The sequence below is a fragment of the Pseudoalteromonas sp. T1lg65 genome (assembly GCF_051930985.1).
Taxonomy (GTDB): Bacteria; Pseudomonadota; Gammaproteobacteria; order Enterobacterales; family Alteromonadaceae; genus Pseudoalteromonas.
Genome location: NZ_CP196838.1, coordinates 582,320 through 595,176 on the forward strand (window position 1 = coordinate 582,320; position 12,857 = coordinate 595,176).

11 protein-coding genes are annotated in these 12,857 nt (G+C 41.8%); 5 read left to right on the forward strand and 6 right to left on the reverse strand.

Going from position 1 to position 12,857, the window contains the following annotated elements; genetic code table 11:
• Positions 1-28: 28 nt before the first annotated feature.
• Both ACSLBF_RS19680 and ACSLBF_RS19685 read right to left on the reverse strand, forming a co-directional pair.
• Positions 29-1,903: an alkaline phosphatase PhoX gene (locus tag ACSLBF_RS19680; protein WP_440056333.1), complete on the reverse strand. Its 1,875-nt coding sequence runs from the start codon at positions 1,901-1,903 to the stop codon at positions 29-31.
• 239 nt (positions 1,904-2,142) lie between these two features.
• Positions 2,143-2,682: a lipocalin family protein gene (locus tag ACSLBF_RS19685; protein WP_440056334.1), complete on the reverse strand. Its 540-nt coding sequence runs from the start codon at positions 2,680-2,682 to the stop codon at positions 2,143-2,145.
• A gap of 137 nt (positions 2,683-2,819) precedes the next feature.
• On the opposite strand from ACSLBF_RS19685, the gene ACSLBF_RS19690 reads away from it, so the two are divergent.
• A complete protein-coding gene (locus ACSLBF_RS19690; protein ID WP_440056335.1) occupies positions 2,820-3,368 on the forward strand; it encodes a DUF6942 family protein in 549 nt (182 codons plus the stop codon).
• A 145-nt stretch (positions 3,369-3,513) separates the two neighbouring features.
• Here the strand turns inward: ACSLBF_RS19690 and ACSLBF_RS19695 are convergent, their stop codons facing one another.
• The 4 genes from ACSLBF_RS19695 to ACSLBF_RS19710 all read right to left on the reverse strand — a co-directional run bounded on the left by ACSLBF_RS19695 (position 3,514) and on the right by ACSLBF_RS19710 (position 9,361).
• The gene (locus ACSLBF_RS19695; RefSeq protein ID WP_440056336.1) at positions 3,514-4,176 is read right to left on the reverse strand and encodes a class I SAM-dependent methyltransferase; all 663 of its coding nucleotides are present in this window, start codon (positions 4,174-4,176) and stop codon (positions 3,514-3,516) included.
• Between the two features lie 12 nt (positions 4,177-4,188).
• On the reverse strand, positions 4,189-7,845 hold the full coding sequence (locus ACSLBF_RS19700) for an AAA family ATPase (RefSeq protein ID WP_440056337.1): 3,657 nt from the start codon (positions 7,843-7,845) through the stop codon (positions 4,189-4,191).
• Positions 7,842-9,044 carry an exonuclease subunit SbcD gene (gene sbcD, locus ACSLBF_RS19705; protein WP_440056338.1) on the reverse strand — a complete coding sequence of 401 codons (1,203 nt, stop codon included), beginning with the start codon at positions 9,042-9,044 and terminating at the stop codon, positions 7,842-7,844. The genes ACSLBF_RS19700 and sbcD overlap by 4 nt, the downstream gene beginning before the upstream one ends.
• Positions 9,045-9,121: 77 nt before the next feature.
• Positions 9,122-9,361, reverse strand: coding sequence for a hypothetical protein (locus ACSLBF_RS19710; protein ID WP_440056339.1), 240 nt, complete (start codon positions 9,359-9,361; stop codon positions 9,122-9,124).
• Between the two features lie 578 nt (positions 9,362-9,939).
• On the opposite strand from ACSLBF_RS19710, the gene ACSLBF_RS19715 reads away from it, so the two are divergent.
• From ACSLBF_RS19715 to ACSLBF_RS19730, 4 genes are all read left to right on the forward strand, one after another.
• Positions 9,940-10,458, forward strand: a complete 519-nt coding sequence (locus ACSLBF_RS19715; RefSeq protein WP_440056340.1) for a DUF6702 family protein — start codon at positions 9,940-9,942, stop codon at positions 10,456-10,458.
• A gap of 124 nt (positions 10,459-10,582) precedes the next feature.
• Positions 10,583-11,110 (forward strand): 1-acyl-sn-glycerol-3-phosphate acyltransferase, encoded by a 528-nt coding sequence (locus ACSLBF_RS19720; protein ID WP_440056341.1) that lies wholly within the window; start codon positions 10,583-10,585, stop codon positions 11,108-11,110.
• A gap of 261 nt (positions 11,111-11,371) precedes the next feature.
• Entirely contained in the window at positions 11,372-12,070 is a 699-nt protein-coding gene (locus ACSLBF_RS19725; protein WP_440056342.1) for a hypothetical protein, read from the forward strand.
• Positions 12,071-12,103: 33 nt separating this feature from the next.
• Complete coding sequence (locus ACSLBF_RS19730) at positions 12,104-12,850, forward strand: reprolysin-like metallopeptidase (RefSeq protein ID WP_440056343.1); 747 nt, start codon at positions 12,104-12,106, stop codon at positions 12,848-12,850.
• Positions 12,851-12,857 lie beyond the last annotated feature (7 nt).

Below are 12,857 nucleotides of genomic sequence, written 5' to 3' on the forward strand. Positions count from 1 at the left end.
GCAGCTCCCTAGAGCTGCCGAATAACACTTAATTTGCTTTAGGGTCGTAAAGCCAAAGTGTGTTATTTTCTTGGAAGCCATCCTCACCAATGATGATTCGGCCATCTTCCATAACAATAACATTGTCCGGTTGTGAGAGCTGATTAACATCACACTTTTCTGCACCTGTTAGACTGGAACGGTAAGTTCCGCCCATTAGTACCGGTTCGATACGAGTTAAGTTATAGCTATTATCAATATGAGCACGATAAACACCACCACAGTCTTTAACTCGAGCAGATAGTTGAATATCACCTTCACCATCGATCATCGTATTATCAATATCGGCAATCCCAATATACATATACGCTTTGTCTACGATTTCGTCGGGCACCACATCTTGGCCGGTAACCGCTTCTAAGACTCGATTGTAATTAATACTGATCCCTTCTAACTTACGCCATTCGGCAGTAGCCCCTTTTTGTTTCGCAGCTTGACGCGACTCAAGGAATGCAGCGCGATTATCCATCGGTTTTCCAGCCGTGACTTTTCCCCCTCCGTTTTCGACAGTAGGGTAGGTTGCTGCGCCAGTTGCCCACGCTTTCACATCTGCCACTGAAAGGTAGCTGGTTTTGCCTTCAACAAAATCACTCTCATTGATGCTGTCATACTCATTGATCCAAGTTTCAATTTGCACATTAGAACCTGAAGCTAACTCCACCCAAGTGACATCAAACCCTGTTACCGCAGGATCTGTTAATCCGGCATCTTGGGTCAATTTGGCTGCATACAAGGTTCCCGAACTAAGATCCTTCGGTTGATCAGCAATAAACTTGAATAGCACACCACCGGTATCATCCTGAGAAGAATAAACGGTACGTTCATCAGGCATAACGACTGAATTTTCATGTTCATAGCGGCCAATTGTGAAATGCTTAACGACCTTAGGTGTGTTAGAAGTTGGATCTTGTACCTCTGCAATGTAGCCATAATCATAAGGGTTAGGGAAATCAGGAGCTGTAAGCGCTTCCATAGTATCATTACCCGTTTCCTCAGGATTATTCCAGTTAGGATCTTGTGTCGAGTCTACTGAAGACCACACAATCCACTCTTCAGATGTTAGTGGCGTGCCCCATGGAGAAACCGAACCAAAACAGTTTGCCGCTGTTCCTTTGACGAGGTCAAAATCTACCATCATCGCTTCTTCTACCGACCATTTACCACTGGCAGCTTTGCTCATTTTTAATCGACTCATTCCTCCTGGATACGCTTCCCAGTTAGTAAACAAGTAACCTGTGTTCGCATCTACAGGGATAAATCCATTGAAATCTGGGTTGTCGTTTTTAATAATTTCTTCCCCAGTATTTAAGCTATAGTGGACGCCTAACCCACCTGTAACTCCCTTACTACCAAGTTCTGCAAAAGTATCACCAGTTTGACCTAATATCTGATATTGACCTACAGCTGAGATCACAGTTTCTTGCTCTAGTGTAGATTTAGGTACTGGTGAGTTAACAATATTCTTAGGTAAGTTATTAAAGTTTACGCCAGTCAAAACACCGACCGTACCTGTGTTAAATGCTTTGTTGTTGAATTTATCTGTTTTAGTGTTGCTATCATTGGGATGCTGCACGTTAAAGAACAAGTCGCCGCCTTCGGTCAAGAAAAGCCCAGTTACTTCAGCACCGGCAGGCACAGTAGCAATGCGCACAAGCCCAGGGACATTGGCGCTTCCATCACGGCCATCTACGCCGTTTGTGCCATCTACGCCGTTTTTGCCATCAGCACCGTCGGTGCCATCCTGGCCAGTAACTCCTTGCTCGCCTTGAGGACCAGCAGGTCCCTGAGAGCCATCATCACCATCACAGGCTGTTAAAGACATAGCAACAGCTGCTGCTATTAACGAATATGCTACACGCTTCATTACTCACTCCAGTTAAGAATATTATTTTTGTAGAGAGCGAAATAGCATGAATAAGAGCTGTTACACTAAATATAAATAAATGTTAAGTATTTCCTACAGTTAAAAGACGGGATTAGAATTTGTTGAGAAGTTTGGATTGGAAAATCCTTGCTGTTGATTTGTGCAGAGTGCAAAAAGCCACAAAGAACCTAAAAAAGGTACTGTAAAGGGGGTTGACAGTTCCAATAGGTTCATCCGATTTAGTTCACTGGTTCATGTGACACAAAAATCAATTCGTCCGTTTTAAATCCGAGTGCTTTCGTTTTAGATATAAACTCCTGCATTACTGTTTCGTCGACCGAAGGAGTGCGAGACAATAACCACAAATAATCCTTATCGTAACTTGTGACGTATGCGTACTGATAGTCTTTGTCCAATTCAAACACCACATAACTTCCGTAAAATGGACCAAAAAAAGAAACTTTTAAATGTGCGACGTCTGAACTATCGTCAAACTTAGCTTTGCCAATTGCTTCTTTCCATTGTTTCTCATCTGTCACAAGCCCCTTATTAACGACTTTGACGGACCCATCTTGGTTTATCGAATATGTCGCCGTAACATTTTGCATTCCTCTTTCGAAACGGTGATCCAGACGAGCGAGCTCATACCAAGTTCCCTTGTATCTATCCAAATCAAAATTTTTAACAGGCTCAATACCCTGAGGGACACCAGTGCACCCTATGAGAAAAACACAAGAAAATAAAGTTGCTGTAATAAATGCATAGATTGTTTTTGTCATCGAGGTTCTCCATTATACTAAAACCTATCTACGAAATTTGTTTACCTTTGGCTCATTTTAATCAAGTATATTCTGAATTTTACGAATTTTCATGGCGTTACAACAGTGCAAAAAGTTAAACAATATTCACCGCAACAATGATAAATACTACTCAGAACAAAAAAATACTAACTCGTGGCTTTGGTGTACCGAGAGGTAAACTCGCTATCTACATCGAGCATCCACCTAAACTCGACGAATACCTGAATCTCAATGGGTTGAAGGCGCTCGGGCAGGGAGAGCTTGAGTTTATTTCTAATCAATGTGGCAATGGATGGCGCAAAATATTTAACGTCTATGCAAAAATACTCGACGCTATTGCATGGTCAGATCACAATTTTACTAACCACCGTGATTGGCAGGATTATCGTGATAAGTCGTTATTACAGGCTCACTCACAAGAGGCATTGCTCTTTTCATCGCCGGATTTACAGGCTGAGAATTATGATTGGCATATTATCGCAGGCCGCACCTATGCCAAGTCATTACTAAGAGATCATATTTTTACCAACTCATTGGTGTGGCTCGATGCTGAATTTGCTATCGACACGGAAAATCACCTCATTATTTGTCCGTTTTTAGATTATCGTCAATTAAGTAACCTAAAAATCAAACGCTTAGCAGCTCTCATAAACGAAATTCCTTAACTTACCCACAGAGATCAGGAATTTACTAAGTAAAATTCTGATCTCTGTTGTAAGTCACGACATCATACAAACTCTAACCTTTTGATTTTATTAACTTTATATAAGAGATCATGATTTTACTAACTAAAAAGTCGATGAGTGAACTTTATTTCTTACAACTATGCGCTGCAAAACCTAGCGCCTTAAAATAGAGCTTAGGCGTGTCAAAACCCGCTTCAGCCAGTAATTCTGCAAAGCGCATCTTATCGAGTGGGTAAAATTCTCGCTCTAACGCCAATTCAGTATTGGCTCTGCCGACGTCGGTCAGCCCTAGCCACTGGCACGCAGTAAGCTGAGCAGGGCGCTCAAAGGATGTCATTGGCTTTTCAAGATCTGCAATCAGTAATAGGCCATCTTGCTTTAGTTGTTTGTTGATCTGCTTTAGCAACTGCTTTTTGCTGCCATCGTCTTTTAGAAAATGCAACACCAGTAGGCACAGTGCTACATCCGCCTGATAATGCTGCTCGTTGATATCTCCAACATGAATATCAACTCGGCTTGAAATGCCTAACTTAGTAAAATTCTGATCTGCAATCGCGAGCATATCTGAGGACACATCCTGAGCAATAAAAGTCCACTTGGAGTTGACCTTGGCCAGCTCGATAATTTCCTTACCCGTGCCAGCCCCGATCACTAAAATTTTTGCCTCGTCAGGAAACACACTGACTAGCTGTGCCGCTGTCAGGGTATGAAGTAAGTCATAGCCAGGTATTAACTTTACGATTCGCTGATCATAATTATCTGCCTGTTCTCCTTGAAATGTTGGCATCGTATTTACTCTCTATTGTTGTTTAATGATGATACTAGAATAGCCGCCAGGTTGCTTGTTGACCTGAATTTGCGTTGCAATACGCTCGCTCATTTGCGCAACATGAGAAATAACCCCGACTTTTCGGCCTTGAGCTTGTAGGGAATCCAAAGCATCTAGTGCTACTGATAGCGTCTCGGGGTCCAGTGTGCCAAATCCCTCATCTATAAATAATGAGTTTATTCGCACTTTATTTGACGATAACGACGCAAGTCCCAGCGCTAAAGCCAATGAAACCAGAAATGATTCACCACCAGAAAGGGTATTCACACTACGTTTTTCATCGGCCATATCTTTATCTATGATGGCAATATCTAAACTTTGATCTATTGCAACTAACGCATATCGCTTGGATAGTGAAGCTAGCTGCAAATTGGCATACTGGAGCAGTATTTTCAGTGTTTGTGTCTGAGCCCAATTGCGCAATTTTTTACCTGTTGCATCTCCGAGCAGTTTATCCAACAAAAACCATCCTTCATAATCCTGATGCAGTAGTTCTAGTTGTTTTGCATGCTCAGCATGGTTAGCACGGTTTCGCTCATCAATTTCCAATGCACTTTGTACCTTAAGTAACTCACCGTGAGTTTGTGCGACCTGAGTTCGTTTTTGCTGGAGTTGAACAGCCAAGTCCTTTTGATCTGGTTGCTCTGGATATTTAGATGACAATTGCTCGATTTCTTCCAACTGGTGTTCAACATGCAGCCTGGTTTTTTCGAGTTGTCTATCTAACGACACATAATTCTCTATTTGTAACTTAGCTTGCTGTTGATCACAACCAAGAAGTGCCTCCACTTTTTCGTGGCTTAGCGCGAATTGTTGATGGTCCGCCAACCAATTCGTAAAACGTTCATCCAACTGGTTTTGAGTCGTTCTGATTTGAGCTTGTCTTTGCTGAAGCGACGCAATATTTATTTGCGCTTTCTCTCGTTCTTGCTGTAGCTGATAAAGCGCCTTTTCGGCCTGGCCTTTTTGTTCTTTTGCTGTAGAAACTGCTTCTGTAAATTCAGCGACCCATTGCTCAAGCGAGAGTTCAGCTGGTAAGTGTTGCAACCTTAAAGTGGCAAGCTCCGTCAACTCTTTGTTAAGGACCGTAACCTTTTGTTGTTCCACCTCAATACGTTCATTCAGTTCATTTACTTGTAACTGCAGCTGCGATTGTCGAGCCACTTCCGTATCCAAAAGCTCACTAAGTGACTGATATTGTGATTCGGTTTGTTTCCTGTTTAGCACGATATCCGTAAGTTCACCCAATGCTTTGTCTGAATTAACATCAAACTGTTGCCACCAAAGTTCTTCATCATACAGCGCCTTCAGCTCTGACAGATTTGTTTGGTAGAGTTCACCAATACGGTCTTTTTCAGCACCTAAGCTTTCAATCAAGCTACTAAGCTGATACGAGCGTTCAGTTAAGTGCTGTTGCTGCTCTTTCGCCTCATTTAATGCACTAACCGCATTCTGAACGGCCTGTACTTGTTCTCTTTGTGATTGATAGAGTGTCTGACTTTGAGCAATTAAGGCGACAATATCGGCAAGCCGTTGCTGAGCTTCAGGTAATGCCATACCCACAAATGCATCAGGAAGTGCCGCGATGAGTTCACGTTGATTGCTAATGTTTTGCTGAGTTTGCGCAATTTCATTTACAGCAGAATGAAAATTAGCATTTTCTCTCTCTTTATCTGCCACAATCTGATTGTGTCTTGCTCTTACTTGCTCTTTGGCTAATTCTGCTTTTCGCAGTTGACTATTAAAGTCATCGATAAGCCGAGTCCAGTGTTCGTCAATATGGTCAACTCCGTATGGATGCTCTCTAGCACCACATACCATACACTCTTCACCCGGCTTTAACTTAGCTCGCAGGGCACTAACATGCTCACTGGCACGTAAGTTTATCTGTGCCAAGTTGTCTTGTGCAATCGCCACTCTTTGCTTGCTGATCTCTTCTTGCTGAAGCGTGTCTTTAAGTTGTAATTCAAGCCTTTCTAGCGCAACCTGATGCTGCGTTTTTCTAGCATCGAGTTGTAACAAAGCGGACTCTTGTTGCGAGACAGTTTGCATTGCTTGAATGTAACTTTGACAATGTAGTTGTTCTTCATTTAAATCTCGGTTGCTGAAGGCTGTTAGCGCTTGTTCGATGTCAGAAAGGATATTTTGTGTATGTTGATAATGTGCGGTTAGTGACTCTAGTTGCTGCTTTTTCTCAATACGTTTATCTTCTAACTCTTTTTGAGAGGCTGTATATGATGCTTGTTCCCGCGCTATGTCTGCCAAGCGAGACTGTGCATCACGCAAACTCACGAATTGACGCTTTATTGTTTGCCAATTATCACTAATCGCAGCCACTGCTTGTGTTGCAGATAACGCCTTTTCCGTTTCGTGCAGCCTATTACTAGTCTCTTTTAAACTGTTACTAACGGCCTGTAAATGCTGTGTTTGTGTAGCACGCTTAGCCGTTTCTTCTGCCAAAACCTGCTGGTGTAATTTACGCGTTTCATCTATAACTGATTTACGCTCATCCAGCTCTTTTACTTGCTTAATTGCCGGCTCAGCTTGCTTGAATACTGCTTGCCGCATTGACAGCGTTTTATCGCAGCCTTGCAGAAATTCTTCCAACTTAGTTTGCTCTAATGCAAAATCTCTTTGCTGAAGGGCTTGCAACCGCTCTGAAATACCGACCAGCTCTTCATTATTTAGCTGATACTGTTGGCGATTATCGCGTACTTCCTCGACTAAGAGTACCTGCTCTGCGACTAGTTTTTCGTCTTGCAATGAAGCTAACTGACTTGCTAGCGTATTCTGTTTGCTTTTGGTTTCTGCCAGTTTCTCCTGTCGAACTTTTAGCTCCTGTAGCCACTGCATTTTCGTTTGTAAGTCATCAAACTCTGCTTTGCTTGAGTGGTATAGCTGCTTATTTTGAGATAGTTGTTCAGTGAGTTGTGATCTTTGTTCTTCAGTGAGGAGAGAAATCATGCCCAGCTTTGTTTGCTGGTTTTCTAATTGCTGTTTTTTTTGCTTATGCTTTTCAAAAACCGCTTTACCAATATGACTAAACTTTTCAGTCCCTGTGAGACACTCTAATAATTGTGCCCGTTCATCCGCACTGGCTTTCAAAAATGCAGAAAACTCGTGCTGTGCCAGTAATACGGCGCGCGTAAATTGCTCAAAGCTTAAACCTACTAGTTGCTCTATACGCTGCAAGGTGTCTCGCTTGCCATCACAGATCCGCTTTTCATCGGGCAGTGAAATTAGTTCTAATGCAGCTTCTTGTAGCGCACCTGACGCTTTCTTTCTGGCGCGTTTTACCGACCAAATTGCCTGATAGGAATTGCCATCTTGTGCAGTAAAGTCAACTTTTGCATAGCCTTCTGCTGTTCCTCTGCGCAACAGGTTACGAGGGTCATTGAGCTTGATATCATCGCCATTAAACATGACTTTACTTTTCGCATCAGATTTTAATCTTGCTGTTTTACCATACAGCGCTAAACAGATAGCATCAAGCAAAGTGCTTTTACCAGCACCGGTATCACCCGTGATGGCAAATATCCCTGACTCTTGCAATGGTGTTTGGGTAAAGTCGACATGTGCGTCAACCAACGACGCGAGATTTTTTACTTCGATACGTTCAAGTCTCATCCTTGTTCTTCCTCTAACTCAGCCAATACTTGGGCGAGTTTATCGTGTATTTCTTTTGGCGCATCCTCTTCACAGCCTTGAATTTCCTGAAAGGCGACGTTTAATAAAGTAAAGGGTGACAAACGTTCTACACTAGCAATATCTTCAAGCTGTAATGATTTTGTAGGTGTGCTTTCTGAAACACGCTCGATACCACAAAAAGTCACAGGCTTTCCAGCCAAGGCTTGTTCAATTTCGACTCTAAACTGACTACTCATTTCAGTTGCGGACAATCTTAACCTGACATAAGGCGCTACTGGAAACTGTTGCCAGTCGAAGTTTTCGATAAGCTCGCAAATTGTTTTAAGATCAGCTGCGCCCTTATCTGGTAGATAAATAACGTCTTTAAATCTAGGAACGTAAAGGGGCTTTACACTCATTAGCCGATCATCGCTAAATTCCGCTACCAACACTTGATGTTTATAATCACGCTCAGAAAAAGACATGGGCATAGGCGTGCCGCTGTAACGGATGTGCTCACACTGAGCGATACGTTGTGCTTTATGTAAATGACCCAGCGCAACATAGCTGGTGTTGTTCCCAAATACATCGGCTGAAACCGACTCAAATCCACCAATACTGATATTGCGTTCCGAATCCTCAGAGATAGTTCCGCCTTTAGCATGGAGGTGTCCCATTGTTAAAATCGGCCCTGATATTTCCTTAATTTCACGCTCGAGAAGCTGATATGCAGCTTGAACACCTTGTTGATATCCGCTTTCCTTTGTTACTGGTAATTCCGAGCTTCTGAGGAAAGGCATAGCAAGAATATGTAATACCTGATCATCTATCGTGAGGTTTATGAGCGCTTGCGTTGGATTGTCTCGATTAAATCTTCCTACAACATGGGTAGAAAAAGAAGCCAGTAATGGCTTTGCGGTCTCAATGCGACTGGCTGAATCGTGATTTCCAGCAATGATAACAATATGTAGTTTCGGGCAGCATGACTTAGCCGTTTGAATGAAGGAATAAAGCTGATTTTCGGCGCTAGCAGGGGGAGTTGCAGTATGAAATATATCACCACAAACAATGAGCACGTCAATCTGCTCTGTTGCAAGGGTTTCGACCAACCAATCCAAAAAACGTTGATGTTCGTTATTCCGATCGTGCTCGTAGAAAGATTGTCCGAGATGCCAATCTGATGTATGTAAGACCTTCATTTAGCGTTCCTTTTTGACTAAGGACGCTAATATAACATTGTCTAATTAATTTCGCTTGATGATTGTCTCGAGAGCAATCAGTGAGTAACCGACCACCAAGCAAACAACATTATCGGTATTACAAACAACACAACCTTCGCTGGGACTTTAAATACCTTATTGTGCTTTTCCTGAACACTTCTAATTGCAGACTTCTCATTACAAGCTGCAACTTTATCAACGTAAAAATAGCCTTCATCAAGGTATTCTTTACAACACTGTTCGTTTGCTGGAATCGCAACAAATTCTTCTTGTTTCTTGAGTATGTAAAAATCCATACTGTTCACCACATTTCTTTGCTAAACGGGTATAAAATACAGAGCAAAACTAACGCCAGTTTTACCCAAAATCTGTAAAGTCCGCGATTTTAAAGACAAATATAGGGTGATAGCAACTACTAATTTCTTTTTATCTATTTATTTTAAAAATGTAGACAATAATTTGACGGAATACCAAGTTGGCACACTACAAATGCCCCAAGTCCACATCTCTGTGTACGCGCACATAATAGGTATAGCATGTCAGTGACAGCCACAATACTATCCCATTTATATTTATTAGTGATTTTATATAGCCAAAAAATAAGCCTCCAAATTTGGACATTCAACATGTTGATAGTCAATTAACTCACTGATATTTATAAATCACAGCGTCCCTTGCAAGATACGAAGAAAAATTAGCCAGTGCCTTACCCAAGAACAAATATTGTGATTGTTAGAACACATTTTTCACGAACAATGCTAAGCTACAATCCGCTTCAATTGTTGGCTTGTCCAATAGTAAGTGTTTCTAGATTTGTTTTACGTATATGCAAAACTTTCAATAATTCTGGGAAACCCGAAGGAGGTTGCAAATTTTGAACAAAGGAAATATCACAAAGTTACTTCATCACTACTTACTAGCAATGTTGATGCTGTCGCAAGGCAACGTCTATGCTCATCAGCTCCACACAACCACCAGCTATGTTGCTTTCGACGAGCAAAAGCAGCTAATTGACATACATCACAGGTTCCATGTTCATGAATTAGAGCACGCCGTAGAAATACTGTTCTCCCCCAAAGGAGAGTTGCATTCAGATAGTGGTTTAAGAGATAAATTGTCGCGATACGTACACCAAAGCTTTCTTATGGAAAACCAAAACGGTGATGAACTACCGATAACACTTAAGGGCAGTAGGATAGAGCACCCGTTTTTCTGGGTACATCAGCAAGTCAGTACACCGTTAAACAATGTCACACAGCTCAATATTAGCTACACTGCGCTGAGAGATATTTGGCCCCAACAAAAAAACTTGGTAGAAGTAAATATTAACAACACCCAGCAAATGTTAGTTTTTTCCGACGGTGATATTTGGCATCGGGTAACAATTGACTAACCGCTACGACTTGGCATGCTATATTCACTATCAGTGACCATAATAGTTTGCCCATATGTTGCCCGTATTACCCCCTAACATTCCCACTTCTAACAGTGTTATTGGCAAAATTATTGGACGTGCCATGCTTAAAATTGCAGGCTGGCGCGTGGTGGGGGATTTTCCCTGTTACGGGAAATTTGTAGCAGCTGTCGCTCCGCATACCTCAAACTGGGATTTTATCATTGCCATCGCGGTCAAATTAGCGCTAGACGTAAAAATTCAATTTTTAGGAAAACACTCTCTGTTTGTTGGCCCCTTGGGTTGGCTTCTAAAAGGGCTTGGTGGCATTCCCGTTGATAGAAGCTCTGCTCATGGTGTTGTAGATCAAGTTAGTCAAATTTTTGCCAGCCAACCCACTCTAATTTTGGGATTAGCGCCTGAAGGCACACGCAAATACACCTCCCAGTGGCGAACTGGATTTATTTTTATTGCTCAACAAGCCCAAGTTCCGATCGTGCCTATGGCAATAGACTACTCAAACAAAACTTTTGTAGTAATGGAACCCATTACAGATCCCCATAAACATTCTGCTGATGAAGTATTACGCTTAGTTAAGTCTCGATATTCAAAATCCATGGCTAAATATCCAACGAAGGTATCTGGTCTATAAGTCAAAATTATTGTGATTTTTCGTGCATTACCTGTCGTTGCATAACAGGTTTATATGACAAATTCGCGACTCGTCGCACAAAAAACTACCGGTCAAAAACACAATTGTAAATAATTGTTAATGAAAATATCTTAACTTATTCAAGAGTTTAAACTCTAAACCACCATCACAACATGTTAATCAATGTAAATTACACGTTGATCTTAGAACAATCTAGTGAATATTATTTAAACATATTAACAACTTTGGTGGACATGACCTATGCGCAAGCTTATCGGTGTAACTACATTATTAATCACAGGTTTTTCTGCATACCTCTATTTTGATAAGCAGCAAGCTCCTGAGCTAAGCCATTCGCAAGTTCAGCAACAATCATCACCATTGCAAAGCGTAAGCTCGCTGAAAAACATTCAAGATACTTCCACTGTGAAAGTGACTCAAAATAAACCCATAAATAATGAGCCTGTTAACCAGTCCGATTTTTATGCCGTAAACAAGCTTTCAGATGTTGCCAAGTCTGTTCTGGAAAACGCAAAAGTATTACCCAAAGATTTAAACAACGAGGCTTATATCGAGTTTGATTTAGATACATTGCGCACATTGGAAAGTGGCGACACCTTTGAGCTACTGATCCCACAAACTCAAGAAAGCTTTATCGCCGAAGTTTCATCGACCAGCATTGCTGCAAACGGCGATAAAAGTGTGTTTGGTTCGGTGACTGGCGCTGATGGCAGGTTCCATACAACAGTATTAACCATCGGTAAAGATGCAATCTACGGACAACTTACGGCGCCAAGCGGTAATTACGTTTTTGAATCAAAAGAGCAATACGGTTGGATCGCAGCAAAGCGAGATCTATATCGCTCTCACCGAGAAGAAGAATTGCATCCGACAGAATCAACTGAAAACGAATATATAACCGTCAAACAAGATATTTTTGATCCCAAAACCAATAAGTAATGTGAAATAACAGAGACAAGAAAGGAAAATAACATGGATACAACTGTAAAGGCCCTATCACTAGCGACGGCATTAAGCCTATCAAGCTTTGCATCTGCAACAACGATTGATATCGGTATTCTTTATACTAATCAATCAGCAGCAGCAACAGCTAATATCAACACGAAGATCAATCAACTAGTCGCTTTCACAAACCAGGTTTACTCACAAAACCAGTTAGATTTACAGCTGCGTTTAGTTGGTACACAAAACCTAGGAAACCATGACATTACTCCGACCAGTGGCTGGCTTAACGGCGTAACTCAAAGTAGTTACGTGGCAGGCCTTCGCAACTCATGGGGTGCTGATATGGTAGCTGTATTAGGAACTAGTGAGCGAGATGGCAACTATATTACCTGTGGTCTAGCATGGGTAGGTCAAGGGTCTAGCTCTACCGGTAACTTATATTCAAATATGAGTGACCGCATGTTCAGCATCACAGGTATTGACTGCGGTGCTACAACATTTGTTCACGAACTTGGCCACAATCAAGGTCTAGCGCACTCACGTAAACAAGGCGATACTCGCGGCGGTGTTTATGTTGATGGCATGGGATACGGTGTACAAGACAACTTTGCCAGTATCATGGCATATCCCCATGTATTCGGAAATGCAACGCAGTATGATTACTTCTCAAATCCAAACTGGAGTTTAGGTGGAGTACCTTATGGCGTAGTGGGCGAAGCGTTTGCTTGGAAAACCGTCAATGCAACAAAAAACAGCATTGCTAGCTTTAAGTAGTTCCCTA

Bases quoted from the DNA above. Each gene is read 5' to 3' on its own strand.
- ACSLBF_RS19695 (WP_440056336.1), bottom strand. From the start codon at position 4,176: ATGCCAACATTTCAAGGAGAACAGGCAGATAATTATGATCAGCGAATC.
- ACSLBF_RS19710 (WP_440056339.1), bottom strand. From the start codon at position 9,361: ATGGATTTTTACATACTCAAGAAACAAGAAGAATTTGTTGCGATTCCA.
- ACSLBF_RS19730 (WP_440056343.1), top strand. From the start codon at position 12,104: ATGGATACAACTGTAAAGGCCCTATCACTAGCGACGGCATTAAGCCTA.
- sbcD (WP_440056338.1), bottom strand. From the start codon at position 9,044: ATGAAGGTCTTACATACATCAGATTGGCATCTCGGACAATCTTTCTAC.
- ACSLBF_RS19690 (WP_440056335.1), top strand. From the start codon at position 2,820: ATGATAAATACTACTCAGAACAAAAAAATACTAACTCGTGGCTTTGGT.
- ACSLBF_RS19685 (WP_440056334.1), bottom strand. From the start codon at position 2,682: ATGACAAAAACAATCTATGCATTTATTACAGCAACTTTATTTTCTTGT.
- ACSLBF_RS19680 (WP_440056333.1), bottom strand. From the start codon at position 1,903: ATGAAGCGTGTAGCATATTCGTTAATAGCAGCAGCTGTTGCTATGTCT.
- ACSLBF_RS19720 (WP_440056341.1), top strand. From the start codon at position 10,583: ATGCTTAAAATTGCAGGCTGGCGCGTGGTGGGGGATTTTCCCTGTTAC.
- ACSLBF_RS19700 (WP_440056337.1), bottom strand. From the start codon at position 7,845: ATGAGACTTGAACGTATCGAAGTAAAAAATCTCGCGTCGTTGGTTGAC.
- ACSLBF_RS19725 (WP_440056342.1), top strand. From the start codon at position 11,372: ATGCGCAAGCTTATCGGTGTAACTACATTATTAATCACAGGTTTTTCT.